17 protein-coding genes are annotated in these 25266 nt (G+C 40.4%); 11 read left to right on the top strand and 6 right to left on the bottom strand.

Annotated elements, in window-relative coordinates; all coding sequences use genetic code 11:
* Positions 1–10: 10 nt before the first annotated feature.
* Complete coding sequence (locus ACOB80_RS09725) at positions 11–715, top strand: LytR/AlgR family response regulator transcription factor (protein ID WP_473165628.1); 705 nt, start codon at positions 11–13, stop codon at positions 713–715.
* 130 nt (positions 716–845) lie between these two features.
* Here the strand turns inward: ACOB80_RS09725 and prlC are convergent, their stop codons facing one another.
* Positions 846–2894: an oligopeptidase A gene (gene prlC / locus ACOB80_RS09720; protein ID WP_473165627.1), complete on the bottom strand. Its 2049-nt coding sequence runs from the start codon at positions 2892–2894 to the stop codon at positions 846–848.
* 159 nt (positions 2895–3053) lie between these two features.
* Between prlC and gorA the strand changes: the two genes are divergently transcribed.
* The 5 genes from gorA to ACOB80_RS09695 all read left to right on the top strand — a co-directional run bounded on the left by gorA (position 3054) and on the right by ACOB80_RS09695 (position 11601).
* Positions 3054–4409 (top strand): glutathione-disulfide reductase, encoded by a 1356-nt coding sequence (gene gorA / locus ACOB80_RS09715; RefSeq protein ID WP_473165626.1) that lies wholly within the window; start codon positions 3054–3056, stop codon positions 4407–4409.
* A gap of 273 nt (positions 4410–4682) precedes the next feature.
* Positions 4683–7487, top strand: a complete 2805-nt coding sequence (locus ACOB80_RS09710; RefSeq protein WP_473165625.1) for a cadherin-like domain-containing protein — start codon at positions 4683–4685, stop codon at positions 7485–7487.
* Position 7488: 1 nt separating this feature from the next.
* Positions 7489–10188, top strand: a complete 2700-nt coding sequence (locus tag ACOB80_RS09705) for a TonB-dependent receptor (RefSeq protein ID WP_473165624.1) — start codon at positions 7489–7491, stop codon at positions 10186–10188.
* Between the two features lie 9 nt (positions 10189–10197).
* Positions 10198–10437, top strand: a complete 240-nt coding sequence (locus tag ACOB80_RS09700) for a hypothetical protein (protein ID WP_473165623.1) — start codon at positions 10198–10200, stop codon at positions 10435–10437.
* 15 nt (positions 10438–10452) lie between these two features.
* On the top strand, positions 10453–11601 hold the full coding sequence (locus ACOB80_RS09695; RefSeq protein ID WP_473165622.1) for a cytochrome-c peroxidase: 1149 nt from the start codon (positions 10453–10455) through the stop codon (positions 11599–11601).
* Positions 11602–11666: 65 nt separating this feature from the next.
* Here ACOB80_RS09695 and ACOB80_RS09690 read toward each other — a convergent pair whose 3' ends face one another.
* Positions 11667–13361 carry a methyl-accepting chemotaxis protein gene (locus ACOB80_RS09690; protein ID WP_473165621.1) on the bottom strand — a complete coding sequence of 565 codons (1695 nt, stop codon included), beginning with the start codon at positions 13359–13361 and terminating at the stop codon, positions 11667–11669.
* A gap of 455 nt (positions 13362–13816) precedes the next feature.
* Here ACOB80_RS09690 and ACOB80_RS09685 point away from each other — a divergent pair, with 455 nt between their 5' ends.
* Together ACOB80_RS09685 and ACOB80_RS09680 are read left to right on the top strand one after the other, a co-directional pair.
* Entirely contained in the window at positions 13817–14737 is a 921-nt protein-coding gene (locus tag ACOB80_RS09685; protein WP_473165620.1) for a cytochrome-c peroxidase, read from the top strand.
* An 11-nt stretch (positions 14738–14748) separates the two neighbouring features.
* Positions 14749–16350: a methyl-accepting chemotaxis protein gene (locus ACOB80_RS09680; protein ID WP_473165619.1), complete on the top strand. Its 1602-nt coding sequence runs from the start codon at positions 14749–14751 to the stop codon at positions 16348–16350.
* A gap of 36 nt (positions 16351–16386) precedes the next feature.
* On the opposite strand, the gene ACOB80_RS09675 is transcribed toward ACOB80_RS09680, so the two are convergent.
* Genes ACOB80_RS09675 through ACOB80_RS09665 form a run of 3 tightly spaced genes read right to left on the bottom strand, consistent with a single transcriptional unit; the run spans position 16387 to position 19886 of the window.
* Complete coding sequence (locus ACOB80_RS09675) at positions 16387–17478, bottom strand: ATP-binding protein (RefSeq protein ID WP_473165618.1); 1092 nt, start codon at positions 17476–17478, stop codon at positions 16387–16389.
* A gap of 3 nt (positions 17479–17481) precedes the next feature.
* Positions 17482–17913 (bottom strand): response regulator, encoded by a 432-nt coding sequence (locus ACOB80_RS09670; protein ID WP_473165617.1) that lies wholly within the window; start codon positions 17911–17913, stop codon positions 17482–17484.
* Positions 17914–17915: 2 nt separating this feature from the next.
* Positions 17916–19886, bottom strand: coding sequence for a PAS domain S-box protein (locus ACOB80_RS09665; RefSeq protein WP_473165616.1), 1971 nt, complete (start codon positions 19884–19886; stop codon positions 17916–17918).
* Between the two features lie 123 nt (positions 19887–20009).
* Here ACOB80_RS09665 and ACOB80_RS09660 point away from each other — a divergent pair, with 123 nt between their 5' ends.
* Positions 20010–21773: a putative bifunctional diguanylate cyclase/phosphodiesterase gene (locus tag ACOB80_RS09660; RefSeq protein ID WP_473165615.1), complete on the top strand. Its 1764-nt coding sequence runs from the start codon at positions 20010–20012 to the stop codon at positions 21771–21773.
* Positions 21774–21847: 74 nt separating this feature from the next.
* Here ACOB80_RS09660 and ACOB80_RS09655 read toward each other — a convergent pair whose 3' ends face one another.
* Positions 21848–23395 carry an arylsulfatase gene (locus ACOB80_RS09655; protein ID WP_473165614.1) on the bottom strand — a complete coding sequence of 516 codons (1548 nt, stop codon included), beginning with the start codon at positions 23393–23395 and terminating at the stop codon, positions 21848–21850.
* Between the two features lie 242 nt (positions 23396–23637).
* On the opposite strand from ACOB80_RS09655, the gene ACOB80_RS09650 reads away from it, so the two are divergent.
* Together ACOB80_RS09650 and ACOB80_RS09645 are read left to right on the top strand one after the other, a co-directional pair.
* Positions 23638–24642: an aldose epimerase family protein gene (locus ACOB80_RS09650; RefSeq protein ID WP_473165613.1), complete on the top strand. Its 1005-nt coding sequence runs from the start codon at positions 23638–23640 to the stop codon at positions 24640–24642.
* 197 nt (positions 24643–24839) lie between these two features.
* Positions 24840–25259: a hypothetical protein gene (locus tag ACOB80_RS09645; RefSeq protein ID WP_473165612.1), complete on the top strand. Its 420-nt coding sequence runs from the start codon at positions 24840–24842 to the stop codon at positions 25257–25259.
* Positions 25260–25266 lie beyond the last annotated feature (7 nt).

Below are 25266 nucleotides of genomic sequence, written 5' to 3'. Positions count from 1 at the left end.
GATAAATTTGATGAATTATTTGATCATCGACGATGAGCCAGCCGCACATAAATTGATCACTCGATTTGCCCAAGCCCATTCGACATTAAACTTGGTAGGGTCGTGTTTTAATGCCATGCAAGCTGAACAATTGGTGCAATCGAATCAGGTAGATGTGATTTTTCTAGATATCAATATGCCGAAAATGACAGGTTTTGAATTTCTAACTGCACTAAAACAACCACCACAAATTGTTGTTATTTCAGCACACCAAGAGTATGCATTGGAAAGCTATGAATATGAAATAACTGATTATTTACTTAAACCATTTAATGCTGAACGGTTTGCAAAAACGGTTCAAAAGGTAACCGATAAACAAGCCTTGATTGAAAGTCACATACAAAGCGAGAGCGGTAGCAATGCTTTGCAAGAAAGTATCTTTATTAAGGATGATAAAAAACATCATCAAGTGGCATTAAATGAATTGCTTTACGTCAAAGCAAATGGAAATTACACCTCTGTGTATTTAAAAGGCACTCAGTTACTAAGCCAAATGAAAATCTCTGATTTTGAGCAATTATTACCTGAGGAACATTTTTCTCGCGTACATCGTTCATACATAGTTGCCCATCATGCATTGACATTAATCAAGGCCAGTGAAGTTCATATTAATGACGTTGTTGTACCGGTAGGGCGGGTATACAAAGAAAAAGTATCTCAATTAGTTAACAAGTGATAAAGCTCGATTGAATCCTGAGGGTTTTATATTGCACGAATAACTCTTGCTAACTAAGCCAAAAGCCTCTGTTTCTCTGTCGATTGAGCATTTAACCTTAGCCCAATCGACTTTGAATTCATTACAAATCCTAGGCGTTAATACCGCTATGGCGAAGCAAGGCATCTATCTGAGGTTCACGTCCTCTAAAGGCTGCGAATAATTCACTTGGCTCTTGTGAACCACCCTTTTCGAGAATGTTTTCTAAGAAAGATTTACCTGTTTCTTCATTGAAAACACCTTCTTCTTCAAAGCGAGAAAATGCATCTGACGAAAGTACTTCTGCCCATTTGTAGCTGTAGTAACCAGCTGCATAACCACCAGCGAAAATGTGGCCAAAGCTGTGTTGGAAACGGTTAAATGGTACGGTTTCAACTACAGCGTAATCGTCGCGTACTTTGTTTAGAATTTGCTGCACGTAGTCTTTGTTTTCAGCGCCTTCTTGATAGGCTAAATGCATGTTAAAGTCGAATAAACCGAACTCAAGTTGACGCAGCATTTGCATTGCCGATTGAAAGTTCTTGGCGGCTAGCATTTTGTTGAGCATTTCTTCCGGTAATGGTTCACCCGTTTCGTAATGACTGGATAAAAATGCTAACGCTTCAGGTTGGTAACACCAGTTTTCTAAAAACTGGCTTGGTAATTCAACCGCGTCCCACGGCACGCCATCGATACCAGAAACACCTGAAACATCAATTTGCGTAAGCATATGATGAATGCCGTGACCAAACTCATGGAATAAGGTGACAACTTCATCATGGGTAAATAGTGCAGGCTTGTCGCCCACAGGTCCGTTGAAATTACAAGTTAAGTAAGCCACTGGATTTTGCAGCTCGCCGTTTGCACGAATACGACGGCCTTGGCAATCGTCCATCCAAGCACCACCACGCTTTTTGGCGCGTGCGTATAAGTCTAAGAAGAAGCTACCGCGTAATTCACCATTTTTGTCGTGAATTTCGTAGAAATGAACATCTTCGTGCCATGTATCGATATCTTTTACTTCAGACACTGTCATGCCGAATAAACGCTGAACTACTTCAAATAGCCCCTCAACGGCTTTGTCTTTAGGAAAGTACGGACGTAGTTCTTCATCTGAAATTGCATAGCGGTTTTGTTTAAGCTTTTCGCTGTAATAAGGTAAATCCCATGGCTTAAGGTTTTCAGCTTGAAATTCTTCTTTAGCAAAAGCTTTTACTTCGTCTAAATCTTGTTGGCCTTGTGCCTTAGATTTTTGTGCGAGATCTTTTAAGAAGCCCGTTACTTGGTCAGTTGAATCTGCCATTTTTGTAGCTAGAGATTTTTCAGCATAGTTAGCAAAATCTAATAGCTGAGCTAGTTCGTGGCGAAGAGCTAGTGTCTCATTGATAATGTCGCTGTTATCGAATTCACCTGCGTTAGGTCCTTGATCAGACGCACGGGTTACGTAACCGCGATAAAGCTTTTCTCTTAGTTCGCGGTTATCGCAATAAGTCATTACCGGTAAGTAGCTTGGAATATCTAAGGTAAACAACCAACCTTGTTTTTCCTGTGCTTCTGCTTGCTGTTTTGCCGCAGCAATGGCTGATTCAGGAAGGCCTGAAAGTTCGCTTTCTTCTTTAATTAATACGGTATAAGCGTGAGTTGCATCTAATACATTGTTACTAAACTTAGAGGCTAGCTCAGAAAGGCGGCTAACAATTTCACCGTAGCGCGCTTTTTTATCATCTGCCAATGCGATACCACATAGTTTAAAGTCGCGTAGCGCATTAGTGATGAGCTTTTGTTGGCCAGTATTTAACGTTGTAAACTCTTCACTTTCAGAAAGGGCAACATAGGCCTTGTATAAGCCTTCGTGTTGACCGACAAAGGTGCTGTATTCTGACAAAATAGGAAGGCATGCATCATGGGCATCACGTAACTCATCGTTACTGACCACGGAGTTCATGTGAGAAACCGGAGACCATAGTTTACCGAGTTTATCTTCGGCTTCCTCAACAGGCGTTATTAAACCTTGCCAACTAAAGTCGCCAGCAGCCAAGACTTTCTCGATAGTGTCTTTACAGTGGGCAATAGCTTCTTCTACAGCAGGCTTTACATGCTCAGGTTTGATTTTTGAAAACTGGGGTAACGTGGATTCTTGTAATAGTGGATTTTCACTCATGGCGTCTTGCTACTTTCCTTATTAGAGATGATAGTAGATGTATGGTTAAGCTAAGCTTATTCAAGGTTAGTATGCAGGAAAGATCGCACTTTTGCTTGAAAGCTTAAGAAATAATCCGCATATCGTAGTGAAACAACGGGCAAAAATAGGGTAAAGCTCATGACTCAACATTTTGATTTTATTGCCATTGGTGGTGGTAGTGGCGGTATCGCTTCAGCTAATCGCGCGGCAAAGTTAGGTAAAAAAGCGGCGGTAGTAGAAGCGAAATACATTGGCGGCACCTGTGTTAACGTGGGTTGTGTTCCGAAAAAAGCCATGTGGTATGCAGGACAAATTGCTGATGCTGTGCATTACAGTCATGACTACGGGTTTAACCTTTCTGCCGGAGAATTTGATTGGTCACGATTGGTGAAAAATCGCGAGGCATATATAGAGCGCATTCATGCTGCTTATGGTCGTGGCTTTGAGTCAAACGGTGTTACTGTGATCAATGGTTTTGCTAAATTCGTTAACCGCAATACGATTGAAGTGAATGGCGAGCAATACACTGCAGATCACATTGTTATCGCTACAGGTGGTCGCCCGAGTGTTCCTAGTATCCCTGGTGCAGAATACGGCATTGATTCAGATGGTTTTTTTGCCTTAGAAGCACAACCAAAATCAGTGGCTGTTATTGGCGCAGGTTATATTGCCGTTGAACTTGCTGGCGTGTTACATGCCCTAGGAAGTGAATCTCACTTGCTTGTCCGTAAAGAAAAGCCACTGCGCAATTTCGATGAAATGCTGTCAGATACGTTAGTGGAACAAATGGCTAAGCATGGTCCGACTTTACACAACAACAGTGTACCAACGTCTATTGAAAAACACAGTGATGGCAGTTTAACGGTGCATTTAGAAAACGGTAATTCTGTTGGCCCTGTCGAATCTGTTATTTGGGCGATTGGTCGAGCTCCGGCTACAGACAATATTAATATTGAAGCAACGGGTATTGAGTTAGATGAGCGTGGCTATATTCCAACGGATAAATACCAAAATACTGATGTAGAGGGTGTTTACGCGGTAGGTGATAATACTGGTCGTGTACAGCTAACGCCTGTAGCAGTCGCTGCCGGAAGAAGATTGTGTGAGCGCTTATTTAATAACAAACCGTATGAACATTTAGATTATGAAAATGTGGCTACAGTGGTTTTCAGCCACCCTGTTATTGGCACGATTGGCTTAACTGAAAAAGAAGCGATTGAGCAATACGGTGAAGATCAAGTGAAAGTCTATACCTCACAATTTACCGCGCTATACCAAGCAATGACCGAAGACTATCGTGACCCTACGCGCATGAAATTAATCTGTGTCGGTAAAGAAGAAAAGATTGTTGGTTTGCACTCTATTGGTTTTGGTAGTGACGAGTTACTTCAAGGTTTCTCTGTGGCAATGAAGATGGGGGCAACCAAAGCAGACTTTGATAATACGGTGGCGATCCACCCGACATCTGCTGAAGAATTTGTAACTATGACCTAGTTCATAAATATCATTGTGTTAAGCGCCATATCAAAGAGTATGGCGCACCTGTTTTACTACTTAATACTTCCTCGCTTTCTCAAATTTAATCTACTTTCTACGACCTGCCGTTAACTAAATGGTCAATGTTACGTTTGTAAAAAAAATATAAATAAATAACGATTTATTAACACTGTTCAAACAATGTAAATTTTTATCAACCATATAGTCAAAAATATATTGATAATGAGAATTGTTTTCATTAAGATCCGCGCAAAATTAAAAGGATACATGATGAAAACTAACAAAGTCACCCTCTTGCTTTCGGCAGCGATCCTCGTCGGTTGTGGAGGAAGCTCAAATTCGAATACTGCACCGGTATTTAACAATTCTAATTATCAGATTCAATTAGATGAAGATAACAGCACAACCCTTCAAGTAAGCGCTAACGATAAAGATTCAGGTGATACTGTTTCTTATAGCTTAGCTAACGCGTCGGCGAATGCTGTTGTTGAAATCAACACATCGACGGGTTTAATCAGCTACACACCTCATGCAAATTTCAATGGCTCTGATAGCTTTGAAATCAGTGCGTCTGATGGTGAAGCTAATGCTTCAACAACGATAAATGTGACGGTAAATGCCGTAAACGACGCGCCAACGTTAACTGTTAACGAAATTATTGTTTCTGGTGGTGAGATTAAAAAAGGCACAATTCAAGCACAAGACGTGGAAGACGACACGCTAACGTATAGCATTGAAGAAACGACTGAAAATGGTCAGTTAGACATTGACGCAGCAACAGGTGAGGTTACGTATACGCCTACTGGTCTAGTAAATTTAAATGATACTTTTACTCTAAAAGTTACTGATGGCCAAGGCGGAGAATTAGTTAAAGCGTTAGCTATTAAAGCGAGTTTAGCGACGAATACCGACCGTGCTTACTACTATTATGCGAGTGAAGATTCACGCTTGAAACAAGCTGAAAATCTTATTCGAACGGTTAGCGATGACGTTAATCAAGGCTTAATCTTTGGCAATTTGGCGACTGGTTATGCAGAAGCTGGTTTAGTAAATGAAGTGGCTAAATTAGTGACTGAAGAACAGATTGTTCGCGCCGAGCAACGAGCACGCGCTTTATTGGGCGTTTCGCTGATCTATAACCAATTAGGCCTTGTCGATACAGGGGATGAATATAGAGCGTTAGCCAGTAACTTATATGCCGAATATGTTGCATCAAAGGGTATTAATGCATTTGATGCTGCCGACGCGACTTTCTTCACCAACTTAGCTGGTAGTTATAGCCAAGTAGACAACACTGAACAAGCCAACCAAACTTTAGCTATTTTAGACACTTTATTTGCTTCGGCACTTGATGGCAACGCGACAACAGCTGCATTAAGAACCTTCTTTGCTTATAGCGGTTTGGTAGAGTCGGCTATTGAAAACTGGCAAGAGTCACTCACCCAAGCTGATTATGACTTAGCACATAGCATGACAGTGCGATTGTACGGTTACGCAAATTTAATCAGCCATCGTTATGTTAGTAATGATCGAAATGGTAACGAAGGCAAGGAATACCACAGTACACGCCAAGTCGCGTTATCTGAAGTTGTTAATGCATTCATGGAGCTAAACGACTTTGATAATGCAAAAGAAGCATTACACGACGTTTTTGCTTTACATGGCGTTGTTGGAGTAGATGAAGATTATCCAAGAACACCTAGTCCTTATGCGGAAGTAACTAAAGTTGAGTATGAGTATGGCTTATATGGTGTCATTGAAGAATTCGTTGTACTTTATCCTGACACGACATTGGATAAGTATTTAACAGGTTTTCCGGAAGGTAGCTTTTGGGCGTTGTTTGCTGAAGAAGATGCGGCAGATGCTCGCTTGATGGCAAATGTTCGTAACATGGACGATAAAGACGCGGCACTTGAATTGGTAATTGCGGAAAAAGATCCTGAAAACTTAAGAAATCATTTTACTAATCTAGTCGCTTTCAATTCTGCTAATCCAGGTGGCGCTATCCATTTGCGTAAGCAAGGTGAGTACGAGGCTGCAGGAAAGTTTTTAGCAGAAGCACTTAACTTGCTAAAAACAGATGAATACGTTGCAGAAAACTTATCTATAGAACCATTCGTAACTGGTCAAACTGGTTGTCAAATCGTTGTAGAAGAATACTTAGCACTTTATAACATTACGCAAAATGATGCGTTTAAAACGCAAGCGCAATCCTCAGTTGACACTTGTATCGAAATTGCTGCGTCACATTACGGCGATGGTGTAGACGGTACAGACGTTTCTATTGAGGAGGCTATTCACGCAAATTCAAGGTTCTTAGCGTTTGCCAATCAATTAAATATCGAAGATAAAATTGAATCGATTTTATCTGTAGTCGAAGAAAACGTTAAAAAAATCAATGAAAATGATTTTGAAGAGATTTTTACCAAACTTCGAGGCACAGGTATTGCGTTGGCTAACGGTCATAAATTCACGCAAGCCCAAGGCTACTACAACCGTGCGATTGAGCAACTAAACAAGTTTGAAGCAATACTTCCAGTTGAAGAACAAGGTCAGGAAACAAATGCATTTTTTGACAGTGGTCAAAGCTCGTCGAGCGATTACAGTGACTTCTTAACTATTATTGAAAGAAACGCGGGTACTTTGGATAACTATGTTGAAATAAAAGCTACTGCCTATCAGACATGGCTTGACGTTATTGAAAGTAGAACAGCTACTTTAGCAACTCAAGCAGAGCAACAAAAACTCACTTTTTTACCGTTCTACGCAAGTCAGTATATTCGTCTTGGAAAATTTGACGAAGCGTTAGCTATTTCAAATGACTCGGTCTTTGGCGTAGTCGAAAAAGACGCAATAATAACAGCTGTTGCTACTGGCTTAAGTTCGCATGATGATTTTAAACAAACCTTAGTTGCATCAGTAGATACTGACGGTGACGGAAAAGCTAACTTCTTTTTAGAAGCTGCTAGTGACCAAGCTATAGCTAACTCAGGGATAATGTTAGACGAAGATAGTGATAATGATGGCGTGAATGATGCGGAAGACGCATTCCCGCTAGATGCTACGAAACAGTAATATGAATCGTACTTTCATTACGAGCGTGGTCAGCCTAGCGCTGGCTGCGCCGATACTTTTTGCCCAAGAATCTGACATTAATCAAGCGCAGAAACGCGCAGATAAACCTGTTAAATGTACAGACAAATCAGAAGAAAACTGCAAAGATAACATTGAGCATATTGAAGTACTCGGTCGTTATATAACACCAATTTCCTCTAGCGCTGAAGGGGTGTATACCCTAGATAAAGATTTGCTAGAAGCCTATCGCTATGGCAATGGTAACTTGAATGACATTATTGCTATATTACCGGGTGTGCAATTTGGTGAATCAGCGTATGCCGCCAATCAAGTTTCAAACATTAAGCCAAGCGAAGTGTCTATTTCTGGCGCGCAAGGTTTTCAATCTGGTTACCAAGTCGATGGCGTTGGGAATAACAGTAAACTAAACTCGCAAACAGGTAATATTGATAGAAATTTAGCATTGGATGTCTCTGGTCACAGCCAAGAGTCGTTTGTTAATGTGAAGATTCTCGATCAAATTGCTGTTTACGACAGTAATATTCCTGCCAAATACGGCCAGTTCTCAGGCGGTCTTGTTCTTGCCGAAACTAAAAACGCTGGCAATAAAACGCGTTTTGGATTGAGTTACCGGCAAACTGCTGATGACTTCGTGCAGTACCATACCTTCTATAGCCCTAAATTTAGCGGTGATGACATATTAGATACTGCGACTTTCACTAAAAAAGACTTCAGTGCTTACATTGAGATACCCATTACAGATAGCAGTGGTTTAATTGCTCAAGTACAAGCATTAACGTCGTCTGAGTCGTTGAATCAATTGGGCACTATCAGAGAGCAAGAGCAAACAAATTACAATGGATTGATAAAGTACCACATTGATATTTCACCTAACGATGAGCTGAGCTTTCGTTATTTGAACGCACCGTACAAAGGTAACTACTTTAACGTTGATGCTATCGATAGTGACTATGAAATTACCGGTGGTGGACAATCGTTTATGTCGAATTGGCTCGCCTCGCGAGACTGGGGAGATTTCGCCACACAAATTGCTTGGCGTGCGAGTGAAAATTCTAAATCGACTAGCAACACCTGGTATGTATGGGCTAACGTTCCTGGAAAGTCTTGGGGAAGTTATGATGGCTCTGCAACCAGCTTATCTGGTGGCTATGGCGATATAGAGAAAACACAAGATACTTTCAGCTTAACTCAAGACGTTGATTTTACTCCTTGGTCGTTAAAGTCTATTGAGCACAATGTTTCAGTGGGCTATCAAATTGAAAAGCAAACCACTGTTTTTGACCGCTTAGAAGACGCTATTTTTTACAATGGTGCCGTAATATCGCCACAAGTTAACTGTGGGGGCTACATACTTGATTGTATTGAGACGAGCTTTCTTCGCTCAATAGAGGAAATTGAAGCTGAACTTGGCCGACCTTTAGATTTAACTCAGGCTGAGGATTTTCAGCTATACCAAGCAAACTTAATCTCAACGGGTCAGTATTTTCAGTCTCGCCAAGTATCTCCAAAAGCAAGAGTAGAAGCGGAAATTACTTATTTCTCAGTTTACGCAGAAGATGTAATGGACATCGACGACCTACAGCTAACGGTAGGGTTGAGATACGATTACAATGATTTTTTTAAAAACCATAACGTTGCACCTAGAATTCGGGCAAGTTACGAACTTTTTGATCAACACCAGATAATCGCTGGAGCTAACAGGTATTACGAAAGTGATATGGCTAACTACAAGTTAAATCAAGCCATGCAACCTGTTCAAAATGAAGTGCGCTCATCATGGAATAACACGCCGCAGAAGTGGCAAGCTGCCTTGGTGACGTCTGGGTATCGCTACGAATACCAGGATACAAAAACGCCGTTTAGCGATGAATTTGTCGCTGCTTATAGACTGCCTTTATTAGGAGGTATGCTCGAAGCTAAGTGGATACAAAGAGAAAGCAAAGACAGCATTAACAGAATAAAGGGCTATAACGAAGCTGGTGAAGCTATTCTTTATGCCGGTAACGATGGTAGCAGTCAATATCGGCGCTGGTCTTTGTCATGGATGGCGCAATTTGCCAATCAACACGTTGAATTCAACATATCCAAGGCGAGTAATAAAACCAATCGCAGAAGCTTTGACGGTAATACAACGATCGAAAGCAGTGATGATCATACAAACGATGAAACACTCAATTATAGCTACAATGATGACGAATTAGTTTATCTTCGAGTTGACGCGAATGACGAAAAAGGTGAGCTTAAATCGACATATTCACTAGTGACTCGACACGATATCAACCTAGAAAAGCAAGACGCGAATCGCCCTATTGTTGCCAATCTTAGTTGGGGGGGAGATTGGGGAAACTGGCATTTATCTGCTTATGCTCGCTTCAATGGTAAGCAAGACGCTATTTACCCTACTGGACAAACACAAAGTTTAAATGAAGCTGACAGCATCTGTACCGGATGCTTAACAGCTAAACGCGAATATCCTGTCTACCGTCTTGCTGAACGGCCAAGTTTTTGGCTATTAAGCGGCAGTGTTAAATACGATTGGCACTTCACAAGTCAATCTAAAATCACCTTGAGTTTTGACGGTGAAAATTTATTAAATAAACGTACCTATCAAGTGAGCCCTTTTACCACAGGTTTAGAGCTGGGGAGACGGTTTTGGTTAGGTATTCATTATGATTATTAGGAGATAAACATGAGTATAGTTTTAGCAGCATCTATTGGCCTAGGCCAATTGTGTTATGACGCAAAAAAAGACATTCACGCCGATGATTTTATAAAAGAAGCAAATTATTACTCTGCGCCTTTGATGGCTGCTAGAGAAGACAAATCGTCAATTTGCTTACCAATAAAGTCTGAAAAACAATTAGAAGAAGCAAAGAAAATGGTACTAATGGATTCTACGCAAGAAACCTTAACCATTATTGCTGGTTAGGCTTTGTTTGTACAAATGAAACAGCTAGTACACTGTTCATTTGCGATTATTCTATCGCTATTTTTTATAAGTTGTCACAGCAGTGCCCAAAGCGCTGCTGAACTTCGCAAAATATACAGCCAACCTCAAGATAAGTGGCCTAAAGCTAACTTCGAAAAAGATATCGAGGTAAGAGAAATTGGCTTGTTGGATTCAGTTGAATTTCCAACAAATAATCCTTTTAGTTTTGAAAAACTCGATTTAGGTGAGAAGCTATTTCACGATGGTAATTTGTCTCGAACCAAGCAAATTGCTTGTGCTTCTTGTCACGAACCTGAGTTAGGCTGGGGTGATGGTAGACGTACATCTTTTGGTCATGATCGACAGCGTGGTAAGAGAAATGCCCCCACCATTGAAAATATTGCCTTTAGCACACATTTCTTTTGGGATGGCAGAGCGAAAACGCTTGAGCAACAGGCGTTAATGCCCATTCAAGACCCGCTAGAAATGAACTTTACGCTTCCTGAATTGGTGAAGAGGTTGGGTAACAGTGCAGCTTATCGCGAGGCGTTCAAAAAGGCTTTTGGTGATGAAACAATAACACCTAAACGTATCGCTATGGCACTAGCAACCTATCAGCGCACAATTACTTCTAGACTGAGTGCTTTTGACAGGTTTTTACTGGCATCTGAGCAAAAAGATGAGCGGTTTAAACGGATTTACGCCAATGCCATGTCGGATAAAGCGATAACGGGCATGCACCTGTTTCGAACCAAAGCGGGATGTATGAATTGTCATCATGGCCCCACCTTTTCCGATAACAAATTTCACAATATTGGGTTGACCTACTATCAACGAGAATATGAAGACTTAGGCCAATACAATGTAACGAAAAATACCGACGATGTTGGTAAGTTTAAAACGCCTAGTTTAAGAGGGGTAATGAACAGTAAGCCGTGGATGCATAACGGTCTATTTTCCGAAATGCGCGGTATATTGAATTTCTACAATGCTGGAGGAGCAAAATATATCAAGAAAGAGGAAGACCCTATGTCGCCTCATACGTCTGAGTTATTGAAGCCTTTAGCCCTTAATCAACAAGAAATTGATGCGCTTGTAGCATTTCTTGAAGCTATTTCAGGGCCACCGTCAGCGGGGCCTAATCGCGAATTCTTAAGAAGATAATTCTTTGTACTCAAAAAGAAACGAAGTCACTTACATGACTTCGTTTTGCTTACAAGGGATTGTCATTAAATTTTGAATCGATTCAATTTATCGATTAACTCTTGAGATTCGTGCTCAATATCGTTGTTTAGTTTAGAAGTAGATGTTGCCAATTGTGCTGAGTTGTCGGAAATATCAGAAATATTAATGACGTTTTGCGCCACTTCTTGTGCCATAACCGATTGTTCTTCTACCGATGCTGCTATTTGGATGGTTAACTCGGTAATACTGTTTGCAGCATCGTTTGCTTGCTCAAACAAATTGGCAGTTTCTAAGCTTTTCTCTAAGCAGGTTGATGCTAAGTCTTTCCCTTTATCCATAGTGTTCACGGCATTTTTAGCTTCAGCTTGTAACCTGTGAACCAACTCTTGAATATCGACAGTTGAGGTTTGTGTACGCTGTGCTAATGATCTGACTTCATCGGCTACAACGGCAAACCCTCGGCCACTTTCACCGGCACGAGCCGCCTCAATTGCGGCGTTTAAAGCAAGTAAATTAGTTTGTTCTGCAATGCTTTGAATGGTTTCTAACACAGAATCAATACTGTTTGTTTCAATGACTAAGCTTTCAATAACTTTCGATGCATCGTGAATCTGTTGAGTAAGTTGAGAAATATCGTCTTTTGTTGCTAATGCACCTTGGGTACCGTCAGTAACTTTGGATTTTACGTTATCGGTAAACGTTGATGCTTGCTGCGCATTTTGGCTAATTTCTTTAGTGGCTATGCTGAGTTGTTCTATGGCGCTAGCAACAGTGTCGGTTTCTGCTTGCTGAGTTTTAAAGTTATCTACCGTTTCATGCACCGCGATACTCGCAGATTTAGAAGATTCAGATAATTGATTTCCTTGATCGATAATGCTCTTGATCAGGCTTTGTTGTGTTGAAAGATAATGGTTAAAAGCCCTTGCTGCATCGCCCGTTTCGTCGCGATTCTTGTCATCAAGCCTAAATGTTAAGTCGCCGTCACCTTGTGAAGCTTGCTCTAAACCTTGCTGAAGCTTCACTATTGGTTGAGTAATAGCTCTTGCGATTATTAGCGGTAAAATCGCACCTATTAATACCGCAATAATAAACAAATACATGATAGTTTTGGTAGCATCAAGTTCGTGTTCTTCTGCTTTTAATGCGGAATCCAGTGTGAAATTGTGAATTTCTGAAAGGAGTTTAATTAAGTCCGATTCAATTTCTTTTTCATGAGCTTCAACTCTAGAAATTTCGTCTGAAATAGCGCTGACAGATTGAGTATTTACTTTGGATAATGCGCTATCCATTTCATCGCTGAGGCCGAGATAGTTACGTTCAATGTTTGTTAGTAGTCTAAGGTTTTCAAGCAATTTTTCTTTGGTTGCTGGATCTGAAATTTTATTGGTGATATCGCCAATAAAGCGTTTAGTGTCGTTAAAATGCTGCGTTATTTTTTTCGTTTTGTCAGTAACAGCCGAATTTAATTGATTGAATTCTGCTTTGGCTGTATCGCCTTTTAATTCAGCCAATGCAGCCTTGAACAACGCTTTTTCAAAAAGTATGGCCTGTTGTAGCTGTAACTCAGTTATTTCCGTTATTTTGCCTGTTGATGGTATATCGGCTTCTGCAATAGCCACCAATTCTTGACCTATATTATTCATCTGGATAGACGCGTATAGGCCAGTAATTAGCATTAAACTAAGCTGTATTAAGCCTAAACAATAGACTTTATGAGAAATTTTTAATTTACTTAACATGCGATCCTCAAAGGAATAAACCAATAAAACGAGCTTAAATACCTATGCATTCCGTGCAGATTCTTAAACCGAAATAAATTACTACGGTAAAAGGTGAGAAAAAACCGAGAGTTATGTGAACTTTGAAAGGTTTCTATTTCCGAAAACTCAACAAACAATTAACAATTATAGTCATAAAGCGTTAAGTTAATATGAAAAAGAGTAAAATTTTAGAAATATTTTAATAATTTTCTGTAGTTAGCGCTGAATGATTACGCTCAAAAACTAAAACTTGCCTTGATTTAGGCTTTCTTTGAAATAGAACTCTTACTCTTCCTGTCTTATTCAGACGCGCTTATTCATTTCAAATCAATCTAGCAGAGAATTAAGTGGTATCTATGCGATTAACTATAATATTGAAATTTTGCCTGATAGTGGGCTTAAGTCTTTCACTGAGTGAAGGGTATGCTTCGTCTTTGAAGTCAAATTATCAGAGGCCAGCTTCTATCCCTTTTCCCGCTGATAACCCCTATACAGTGGAAAAAGCGGCATTAGGTAAGATGTTGTTTTTTGACCCGCGTTTAAGTAAAAATCGCAATATGACTTGTGCAACTTGCCATAATCCAAGCTTTGGTTGGGAAGATGCAACAAAAACGTCGGTTGGTGCACAAAACTCAGCCTTAGATCGCCATTCTCCTACCATTCTTAATCAAGCATGGGGCAAGTCGTTCTTTTGGGATGGGCGCGCAGCAACGTTAGAAGAGCAAGCAAAAGGGCCTATTGAAAGTAACGTGGAAATGAATCTGCCAATAGGCGAAGCCGTTACTAGGTTAAAGCAAGTTGAAAGCTACCAAAAATGGTTCCGTCGAGTGTTCGGCGATTCGGGCATAAACGCAGACAATATTACTAAAGCAATTGCTACTTTTGAACGTACGGTAGTATCTGGTCAAGCACCTTTTGATTTGTGGGTTGAGGGTGACGAGTCTGCTATTTCAGCATCCGCTAAGAGAGGGTTTGATTTATTTAACGGTAAGGCGCAATGCTCTACTTGTCATTCAGGTTGGAACTTTACCGATCATAAGTTTCACGATATCGGCTTGAATAGCCCAGATAAGGGCCTAGCGGCACGTACGGGAAATTCTCGTGATGATTTTGCCTTTAAAACGCCGAGCTTACGCAACATAAAGCAACGTGCACCCTACATGCATGACGGCTCTATGGAGACATTGACTCAAGTTATTGTTCACTATGTTGGTGGTGGCATTCAACGAAAAAGTTTATCACCTCTGATTAATCCTGTGCCTTTGAATAGTCAGGAAATTCGTGATCTTGAAGCATTCTTGTTAACTCTTACCGGTAAAGATACTGCGGTAAGTTTACCGACCTTACCTTACTAGGAGAAATGACGATGACCATTAAGCAAAAGTTGCTGTTTAGCTTCATTCTTTTAGTGAGTGTGTTTTCTGCAGTCAGTTTATATCTTACCTTTGCTTTAAAAGCGCAAGGTGAGCAAACTATATACGCTTTCAATCAGCCTTTAGAAGCGGTAAATGACAGTAGAGCCGCCGCAGAAACGTTTCGCATGGCGACTAATTTTGCCGATGAAGTGTTAGCTTTTACTTACCCACAAGACAGTAGTCAGGTTTCTCAACAGTTTGCGGAGTTTGAACAAAATTTTGAGCAACAAATTCAGTCTGCGAAAAATAACAAACTCACCAGTGATGCAACAGAACAAACGACGGCTATTATGGAAAACGGTTTAGATTGGTTTTCAAAAGTAAGTGCTCACTTGACAGGAAGTTCTAAGAATAACCTGGTTGATTTGCGCATTCTTAAACGACAAGGTGACGATATTCAGCATCAGTTGGTGACGTTAGCGCAAAATACTCGAGATACAGCACGTCGTATGGCTGAAGAAGTCACCGCTGATATTCAAAAACAAATGGCGGCAGTTTTTAGTCTACTCGCTATTATCGCCATTGGTTCGATCGTCGCTGTATTTTTCTTAACCTCGAATTTGCTAAAACCCGTTAAAGGATTAAAAGAGGCTGTTGTTGAATTATCTCGTGGCGATGGTGACTTAACGCGTCGATTAGATGTGAGCAGAAACGATGAAATTGGTCAGCTGTCTAATGAGTTCAATCAGTTTATTGAAAAGGTGCATCATACCGTTGACGAAATTGCTGGTTCTGTGAATGAATCTACCGCTCATATCGCTCAATTTTCGGAAATTTCTGAACAAACACAGAAAGGCACTGCGCAGCAAAAAACTGAAATTGAAAGTATTAGCTCAGCAATGGAGCAAGTGGTTTTATCTGTGGCATCTGTGAATGAATCAACTAATCAAGCAGAAGGCCAAGCAAATAGTATTTATGATGACACCCAAAGTGGCGTTGAATTGGTTCGTACCAGTTTTGATGAAATGACCCACTTAAATACGCTGATAGATCAAACCAGCCACGCAATCAATGAGCTGAGTCAATCATGTAATGAAATCGGCTCAGTATTAGACGTGATCGAATCTATTACCGAGCAAACGAATCTTCTTGCCCTTAACGCTGCCATCGAGGCGGCTCGAGCGGGTGAAGCGGGTCGAGGCTTTTCAGTTGTTGCTGACGAAGTGAGAAGCTTAGCGATGAAAACACAAGAGTCGACGCTAAACATTCAAGCCACCATTACCCAAGTGCAGCAACAAGCAGTAGACGCTAAAGAACTCATGGATAAAGGACAAGCAGGCGCAAGATCGTGTGCTGATAATAATCATGAGCTCAGTAATGCCCTTGAGCAGATCTTGGCAAGCGCTAGCCAAATTCGTGAAACTAACCAACTGGTTGTCGATCACACACAACAGCAAGACTGTGCTATTACTCATATGAATGAATCGTTGCGAAGCATTGTTTCTATTGCAGATAATACCGCACAAGGCAGTATTCAGCTGCAAGACAATAGCCTTGCTGCTATTTCTTCTATGGAGAAAGTTGAACGTACTGTTGCGGGCTTTAAGGTTTAGGTGTGCATCGGTTACTAAATTAGGGGGAATTCTTGCTCATTCATTTGCAGGATCAGGAATCGCTACTTTTGTGATGGAAAACTTAAAACTTACCCCTTCTTTTTCATTGGAAAAGCACTGGATTGAACCTCGGTGTTTTTCCACGATTCTTTTTGCTGTCGAAAGGCCAAGCCCCGTTCCTTTAATGGTGTCATTGGAATGCAATCTTACTAAAGGATCAAACACTCGGTGTTGTTCTTTGTCAGGAATGCCAATGCCATTGTCTTTAACGCAAAATTGCCAATAACCTTCGAAGGACTTGGCGGTAATAGTAATAACTGGTGCCTGTTCGCAATAGGTCATGGCGTTATCGATCAGTATTTGAAATAGCTGAATAACAAAGCTCGGAATTGCATGGATGACAGGCATGGACTCTACAGAAATCTGCGCATTTTTTTGTTCAATTTTATTGTTTAAGGTTGCTTGGACAATAGCGATGCACTTTTGCACGTCAGTTGATTCAAATACGGGAAGAATCAATTCGAGCTTAGTGTAAGCAACCAGTGCTTTAATGAGTTCGCTCATTTGTGTCGCGGTATCTCGCATTAACTTAACTTTTAGCTGCGCGTCTTGTGGAAGTTCAGTTTGGTATTTCTTTATTAAGATGTCAGCCATCGAGCGAATCGCATTGGCTGGTTGCTTTAGATCGTGAGCGAGTACCCGGGCAAATTGTTCTAATTCATGCTTTTGTGTCGCTATTCTTTGCTCGAGGCTCGCTGAGTTGATGGCGCTATCAACAGCTTTCTCCAACGAGAATGCAGTTAAATCGCCTTTAATTAGATAGTCTGATGCGCCCTGTTTTAAAGATTCAACGGCAATTCGTTCGTTCCCTTGCCCAGTTAACATGATGACAGGGATAAAAGGGTACATTTCTTTAATAACAGATAATGTACTTACCCCATCAGAGCCAGGTAATGAATAATCGAGCAAGATGGCATCGGGTGAAAGCGATTGCAGAAGTGCCAAACCCGATTCTCCGCAGCTTGCTTCGCTAATGTGCCATTTAGACTCGCTTTTGTTTAGTAACCGTTTGTAAAAATATCTATCGTCTTCTGAGTCATCAATCAGTAATACGCTTCGTTCAAACATTACCTAGTCTTCCTTAGGTAAAACAGCAATTTGAAACCAGTATTCTTTCAATTTTTGAATAGCATTGAAAAATGCTTCTAAACGAACAGGTTTTTGAATATAAGTGTTAGCGCCTAGTTCATAACAGGACTCAATATCTTTGGTGTCGTTAGAAGTCGTTAATACGATGACTGGTATATTGATTAATCTAGGGTTTGACTTAATTTCCTGTAAAACCTGGCGACCGTCGATTCCTGGTAAATTAAGATCAAGTAAGATAATGGCGGGTTTTAAATGTTCAGCCCCCCAAGGTTGATTTAAATAGCTCAGCGCCTCTTGACCATCTTCACAGCGTTTAATGGGATTACTCAGATTACCGTCTTTCTTGAAGGCTCGCATGGTGGCGTAGAAGTCATCATCGCTGTCTTCGACGATTAAAATTAATTTATCATTCATTGTTATTGTCGCTCCTTATTGACAGTAAAATAAAAACAGGTTCCCTTGTTTAGTTCAGATTCAAACCATATTTCACCGTGATGCTGTTCCACTATTTTCTTGGCAAACGTCAAACCAGCTCCCGTACCCTCACCGAACTTTTTGCTGCTATTGAGTCGCTTAAATATTCGATATACGTCCGTTTTAAATTGTTCATGAATACCTATACCGTTGTCTTTGACGAAGAAAGCACCATTTTTTGTGTATTCATCAAAACCGATATGAATCTGTTTATTGCTTGATGTGTTGTATTTATAGGCATTGGTAATTAAGTTATAGAAGAGTTCTTCTAAGCGCACTTTGTCACCGTAAATAGTAGGGAGAGTGTTTAAAGTAACAGTTACATGCTGTGCAACAATCGCTTCATTTAACCTGTTTAAAACTTGAGATACCAAATCATTCATATTGACCTCAACGTAGGCATGTTTTTCTCTTCCTAATCTGGAGTAATACATGAGTTCTGAAATAAGTTGTTCCATTCGGCCACTTAAATAAACTAGGCGATTAAGTTTATAAATACCTTCTTCATCAAGTAGAGAAGTATAGTCTTCTAGTAGAAATTGTGCGTGGTTTTGAATGGCTCTAAGTGGCTCCTTTAAGTCGTGAGAAGCGATATAGGCAAAACTATCCAGTTCCTCATTCGAGCGTTTGAGATCAGTGATTAGTTTTTCTTTCTCCTGCTCCAGCGTTAATTGCAAGGTTATGTCGCGAATGACACCACAGAAATACTCTTGATCGTTGATATGAAAACTACTGACACCAAGATCCATAGGGAAAATTTCACCAGACATTCGTTTTCCTTCAACCCTACGTCCTTTTCCTATGATTTTTGCTTCGCGCGTCGACAAAAAATTCAACAGATAATCATCGTGTTCGCTTTGATAGGGTTCAGGCATTAGTATTTTAATGTTCTCGCCAATAAGCTCTTCTCGCTGATAGCCAAAAATAACTAACACTGCGTCATTAATGGTGCGAATGACCCCTTGCGTATCAATGGTAATAATGCCGTCAATCGCATTATTTAAAGTCGCCCTATACTCGGCTTCTTTAATACGCAGGCTTCTCTCTGAGTATGAATATCTCAAGGCAAAAAATAGCGAGAGACCCGCCAGAGCTGAAATTGAAATAGCTAGAATTAAAGAGGCAGTAGGAATAATAGAATTCTCGGCAAAGGCAGTATTTGACTTTGGCCACACCAACAACTCCCACGCGACACCGTATTGAATAAAATGTGAACGAGCTCCTGTTTTTTCATTGTAGGGGACATTGTGTTGAGCTTTCTCAAACATTAGTGCTTCATTTGAATAGACACGAATATTGAAGTTATCGGTGAGTTTAGTGGGTAACAAACTCTCCATCATTTCTTCGATACCAAAAACGCCAAGAATAAAGCCTTCGAATTTATCGTCATAAACGATCGGAAAGTAAGCCAAAAACCCTTTACCACCTTGTACGAGGTCTATGGGTTTCGATATGGTGTGTGTGTTAGTTAAACGAGCTTTATCTAAAGCCTCTTTTCTGTGTTTTTCGAAGGTTAGATTGAGATCAACCGCGGCTTCATTGCCACGAAGTGGCACCACCCATTTTACAATGTACTGTGTATTTACCCATTCAACGGCTCGCAGTCCTGCATTGTCATTTACATAATTTTGCGCATCGAGTTTCCACTCTTCAAATGGCGGGCCTTGGCGTGCTATCCAACGATTTCGCATGCGCTCTAGCGCTTTTAGAATACTTGGTAGTGAATTGAGAAATTGGTGGCGAATAAGCTCAGATTTGGCGGCGGCGGTGTTTTGAATGAGCTTTTGTTCTTGTTGTTGGGATAATTGCCAAAGCCATATGGATGCGCTTATAGCGCAGAGTATAGAGATAAAAACAAAGATCACAGAAACAATAAATTGTCGATTATTGCTGTTCTTAGTTTTATCTGCCACGTTTAATTCCCTTTAAATCAGCCAGTTACTTTTTTCTTATATTGTTACAATAGACAATGTCAGTTATGCCTACTGTTTTTCTCTCCATGTACTACTCTTAATATAAGCAATTGAAGGTGTGATATGTCAAGAAATCGCCTTCACATGTTTATACTGAAAGGGAGTTTGGAAGATATGAATGTCTTACTCGTTGACGATAAACAAATGGACAGAGAGTTGGTCAAAGAGGCTTTATATTCCTCTGGCCGTTCATTTGACATTACCGAAGTAAGTAACGCACAGGATGGCCTTTCTTGTTTAAATTCTGAAGACTTCGATGTTGTTTTGCTCGACTACCAAATGCCGTATATGACTGGTTTAGAGTTGCTGAGTAAAATAAAGAACACAGAGGCAAGCAGAAGAGCTACCGTTGTGGTTATCAGTAACAATCGCGATGAAGAGTTAATGATTTCCTGCATTAACGAAGGAGCGCAAGACTTTTTGTTGAAAGATGAGATCTCTTCTTCTCATTTAGTGCGCTGTATCAAGCAATCTCAAAGGCGCTTAGCACTAGAAAACAAACTCACAGAAAGTTATCACCAAGTAAAAACCTTGGCCGAGAAAGATCAGCTGACGGGTTTGTCTAATCGGCATTACTTTGAACAAGTGCTTTCGTCTTTACTGGCAAACCCTAGAGGCATTAATGGCTTTATTGTCGTCATGCTACTCGATCTAGATGGTTTTAAGATGATTAATGATAGCCTTGGTCATTGTGCGGGAGACGAAATTTTAAAAGAGTTTGCCGACAGGATCAGGCACAGATTTAGAGAAAGCAGACTGTTTGCTCGGTTAGGTGGCGATGAATTCGCTTTTGTTTTCACTGGTATCAGCGAGCCTTTTGGTGCATTCAAAATAGCAAATCGCATTCTAGATAGCTTCGAAAAACCGTTTCTCATAGATGATCACCATATTCCTTGCTCAGCAAGTATTGGCATTACAGTAACCTCTGCCAATGATGGCAATGTTCATGATTTAATTAAACGTGCAGATATTGCCATGTATCACGCCAAAGGTTCGGGGAAAAACAAAGCGTGTTTATATGAAGAATGCTTAGAGAATGAATTTTTAAAAAGCTATAACATAGAAAACGAGTTAAGAAGCGCGATTAAAGAGCAAGAATTTGAATTGCATTATCAACCGATTTTTGAGTGTGACACTCGTCAATTGCAAGGATTAGAAGCACTGGTACGCTGGCCTAGTGCTAAAACATCGAAAAACCCTGAAGAGTTTATTCAAGTGGCGGAAAAAACGCGATTGATTGAGCCATTAGGAAGGTGGATTGTGACTCAAGCTTTTCGTCAGTTTGCGCAGTTAAGAACACAAATCGAGATCACCGATATTCATTTGTCGATAAATTTGTCCCCACTACAAATTCACGATTTGAACTTACCCACTTATATCAAAGAACAAGCTGAATTAAACAAAATTCCTTTGTCGCAAGTGATAGTCGAAGTGACCGAAACTGCGTTGCTCGAGAACAACGATGGCACGCTAGAAACGCTAAAAGCTATTAAGGCAATGAATTGTCATATTGCATTAGATGATTTTGGCACAGGCTTTTCGTCAATATCTCACTTACTCAATTATCCTATCGATATTGTTAAGTTCGATAAATCATTAGTGGAGAGAATTTTAGAAGATGATAAAGCCAAGTTAATGTTAAAAGGGTTAGCGCAGATGTTACATTCTCTTGAAATTACAACAGTTGCAGAGGGCGTGGAGCTTATTGACCATATACAAATTTGTGAAGAGATAAATATTTCTCGATTGCAAGGGTATTACCTCGGTATGCCAATGTCGTATGAGAAATGCTTAACCGAACTAACGAAGAAAAAGAAAGCGCATTGATTTTCATAAAGTAATCAAAAAAAACGCCGCATTATTCGCGGCGTTTTAACAGGCAGAGTTAATTGCCTACATTTCTATTTCCCTACCCCTGAGTTACCTTCAGACATTTTCTCCATGACCTGATCTATGCTGAAACTCGCAGGTTTTTGTCTTGGCGGGAATTCTCTGAATGTCGTTAAAAATTGACCAACATACTGCTGTGCGGGTACTAATAAGAACACTCTATCGATCATCCAGTCGTAATAGGTATTTGAGGTGACGTGCGCACGCTCGTAAGGATCGCGACGCAGATTAAAAATAAGTGGAACACGCAAAGGAGTCCAAGGCTCAATCCAAGCGCGTAATGTATCTGGGCGCTCTTGTTCCATAAATATCATTTTCCAGTCTTGATAACGCAGTGCGGTTAGTTCACCTGTATCAGAAAAATAGAAAATTTCATTACGAGGCCCTTTGTCTGTCTTACCGGTTAAAAACGGTAAAAAGTTATAACCATCTAAATGTACTTTATAAGAGCGATTAATAGAACGTACACCACCTTTTTTAAGGCGCTCCTTAATGTCAGGCGCACCAGCAGCAGCTAAATAGGTTGGAAGCCAGTCCATGTGATGCATAATTTCGTTTGAAACACTTCCTGCTTTGATTTTTCCTGGCCAGCGCACCATTGATGGAACTCGCCATCCACCTTCCCAGTTTGTATTCTTTTCGCCAAAGAAAGGAGTGCTAGCAGCGTCAGGCCAAGTATTCATATGAGGGCCATTGTCAGTTGAATAATGAACAATGGTGTTGTCAGCAATACCTAACTCATCTAGCTTCGCAAGTAACTGGCCTACATGGCGATCATGTTCAACCATACCGTCACCATATTCGTCCTGACCAGAAATGCCTCTTAGTTCAGGCTTAACATGGGTACGAAAATGCATACGCGTGCCATTCCACCAAACGTAAAAAGGTTTCTTAGCTTTATGAGCTTTATCAATGAACTTTAAAGCTTTGGCAATTGATTCATCATCAACGATTTCCATTCTTTTTTTCGTCAATGGTCCAGTGTCTTTGATCGTGCCATCTGAAAAAGAGTTAATAACGCCACGCGGCCCATACTTCTTACGAAATGCTGGGTTTTTAGGGTAATCTTCATTTTCTGGTTCTTCTTCAGCATTTAAATGGTAAAGGTTGCCAAAAAACTCATCAAACCCATGATTAGTCGGAAGGTGTTCATCTTTGTCACCTAAATGATTTTTACCAAATTGCCCTGTCGAATAGCCATAAGCTTTAAGTAAGCCAGCAATAGTCGGGTCTTCAATTTGTAGCCCCAAATCAGCACCGGGTAAGCCAACTTTACTTAAGCCGGTTCGATATACTGATTGACCTGTAATATAAGATGATCGACCAGCAGTACAAGATTGCTCGCCATAATAATCGGTGAATATCATGCCTTCATTGGCAATGCGATCGATATTGGGTGTTCGGTACCCCATTAAGCCCATGGTATAGGCACTAATATTTGATTGCCCTATATCATCCCCCCAGATGACCAATATATTTGGTTTGTCAGTAGCAAATGCACTACTACTAATGAGCAATAAACTAACGGTAAACCAACTCAGTAAAGATTGGATTTTCATTGTTTTCTCCATGTTATGAAAGGACGTCGAATGACCGTTTAAGTATTAGTAGTAAAATAGAGAGATCGCAAACAATAGATAATTAGAAGAGGATTTGTACTGTAACATCGAGGCTTTTTAAGGTTTGAACAACCCGTAACAAATAATTGAACGAGAATCTTGCGCTATTGTCGAAAAAGAATAATATACAGTTATTAACAGATATTAATGCTGAAAAAGCAATGCATTAAGCGATGTAGATTATGACAGATATCCGCTCATTTTTAATAAGCAATGACGTTGGTGACGAAGTATGTATTTCCAACTTTGGTGCGAGAATTATTCAGTGGTATACCGAAGTTGCTGGCGACGAACGTAACATAGTACTTGGCTATTCTTCGTTAGCTGATTATCAAGAAGACCCTTTCTACTTGGGGGCAATTGTTGGGCCTTATGCGAATCGAATCGCGAAGGCTAAAATCAATATTCATGGTGAAGAAATCGAGCTGACTGCCAACGAAGGGAGCAATCAACTCCACGGTGGTCCAAATGCACTCAGTCACATGTTGTGGGATTTAGTTGAGCAGCAAGAAAATTCAATTGCCTTAAGTTGCACGCTAGAGGATGGCCACAATGGCTATCCAGGCGCTGTTACTTTTAATGTCACATACTTGCTATCAAATGATAGTGAATTACAAATTCACATGAATGCGACAACGGAAAAAGCAACCGTTATCGGCCCAACTTCGCATCCGTACTTTAATCTTGCTGGCGTAGAGCAAGATGCTGCCAATCATTTACTCAATCTAAATGCCGACTACTATACAGAGGTTGATGAACGCAACATTCCAACGGGTAATATATTACCTGTAGAGGAAACTCGTTTTGATTTTCGAAAGCCGCGCATTTTAGGGGACGAAGAGCGAGACAAAATAGATCACAACTTCGTTATTAACCAACGAGACGGCTGGCAAGGTATTCTTATTAGCCCAGATAAGCAATTGCAACTTCATGTCAGTAGTAATTACCCAGGTTTGCAAGTGTATACCGGTGATTACTTAGATGGGCGATTTTCGCCGAGACAGGGTATTTGTTTAGAACCGCAATATTATCCAAATAGCCCTAATCAAGATGGCTTTCCTTTTGTATTAACTACGCCAGAGCAACCGTTTTCAGCGCGAATTCATTATCGCTTAGTTAAGCCTCATGACAAATCGACAGAGGCTAAAGATGAATCGGACGTTGATACTACAGAGCTTCAAGACTAAAAAGATAAACAATCTTTTAGCTCGCCACCAAACCTCAAAAAACGGCAATGGTTAGTTGAACATTGCCGTTTTTATTGTGCTTTAAGTCTTTACATAACTTTTCACTTGATGACGTTAGCTTACTTTCTGTTCGCTACAATTAATCTCACTTAAAAAACTGAATTCATTTTGGTTAAAACGAAAAGTGAGGAAATACCATGACTAAAATTACATTACCGTTCTGCTTCGCTATGTTGGCTTTAGTTACCTTTGTGTCTGCGCCTATCAAAGTGTTAGCAAAAGATCAGGGTACAAATTATCAAGAACGAATTGAGCAAGCCAAACAACGACTTAATCTGACTAGTGAACAAGAAAGCGACATTGCACCAATCCTAGAACAAAGTGGCAAACAACGAATCGCTTTGTTAGAGCAACATGGCCTAACACGCTCAGCCAAAGGTGAAAAAAAGCGTCCATCTTTTAGCCAGATGATGGCAATGAAAGAAGATATGGAAAAATTAAATGCAGAAACGAGGGAGCAGCTTGCTTCCATTTTAACTGACGAGCAACTGGAAGAGTGGGACAAAATTCAGCAGGAAAACAAAGAAAAAATGCGTAAAAAAATGCGAAACCGTTAGTGAGAAT

This window comes from Thalassotalea coralli (assembly GCF_055786205.1).
The sequence above is the reverse complement of the archived record's forward strand: the minus strand, read 5'-3'. Positions and strand labels throughout refer to the sequence as shown.

Coding starts and splice junctions, on each gene's coding strand:
- ACOB80_RS09725 (WP_473165628.1), top strand. CDS start 11: ATGAATTATTTGATCATCGACGATGAGCCAGCCGCACATAAATTGATC.
- prlC (WP_473165627.1), bottom strand. CDS start 2,894: ATGAGTGAAAATCCACTATTACAAGAATCCACGTTACCCCAGTTTTCA.
- gorA (WP_473165626.1), top strand. CDS start 3,054: ATGACTCAACATTTTGATTTTATTGCCATTGGTGGTGGTAGTGGCGGT.
- ACOB80_RS09710 (WP_473165625.1), top strand. CDS start 4,683: ATGAAAACTAACAAAGTCACCCTCTTGCTTTCGGCAGCGATCCTCGTC.
- ACOB80_RS09705 (WP_473165624.1), top strand. CDS start 7,489: ATGAATCGTACTTTCATTACGAGCGTGGTCAGCCTAGCGCTGGCTGCG.
- ACOB80_RS09700 (WP_473165623.1), top strand. CDS start 10,198: ATGAGTATAGTTTTAGCAGCATCTATTGGCCTAGGCCAATTGTGTTAT.
- ACOB80_RS09695 (WP_473165622.1), top strand. CDS start 10,453: ATGAAACAGCTAGTACACTGTTCATTTGCGATTATTCTATCGCTATTT.
- ACOB80_RS09690 (WP_473165621.1), bottom strand. CDS start 13,361: ATGTTAAGTAAATTAAAAATTTCTCATAAAGTCTATTGTTTAGGCTTA.
- ACOB80_RS09680 (WP_473165619.1), top strand. CDS start 14,749: ATGACCATTAAGCAAAAGTTGCTGTTTAGCTTCATTCTTTTAGTGAGT.
- ACOB80_RS09675 (WP_473165618.1), bottom strand. CDS start 17,478: ATGTTTGAACGAAGCGTATTACTGATTGATGACTCAGAAGACGATAGA.
- ACOB80_RS09670 (WP_473165617.1), bottom strand. CDS start 17,913: ATGAATGATAAATTAATTTTAATCGTCGAAGACAGCGATGATGACTTC.
- ACOB80_RS09660 (WP_473165615.1), top strand. CDS start 20,010: ATGTCAAGAAATCGCCTTCACATGTTTATACTGAAAGGGAGTTTGGAA.
- ACOB80_RS09655 (WP_473165614.1), bottom strand. CDS start 23,395: ATGAAAATCCAATCTTTACTGAGTTGGTTTACCGTTAGTTTATTGCTC.
- ACOB80_RS09650 (WP_473165613.1), top strand. CDS start 23,638: ATGACAGATATCCGCTCATTTTTAATAAGCAATGACGTTGGTGACGAA.
- ACOB80_RS09645 (WP_473165612.1), top strand. CDS start 24,840: ATGACTAAAATTACATTACCGTTCTGCTTCGCTATGTTGGCTTTAGTT.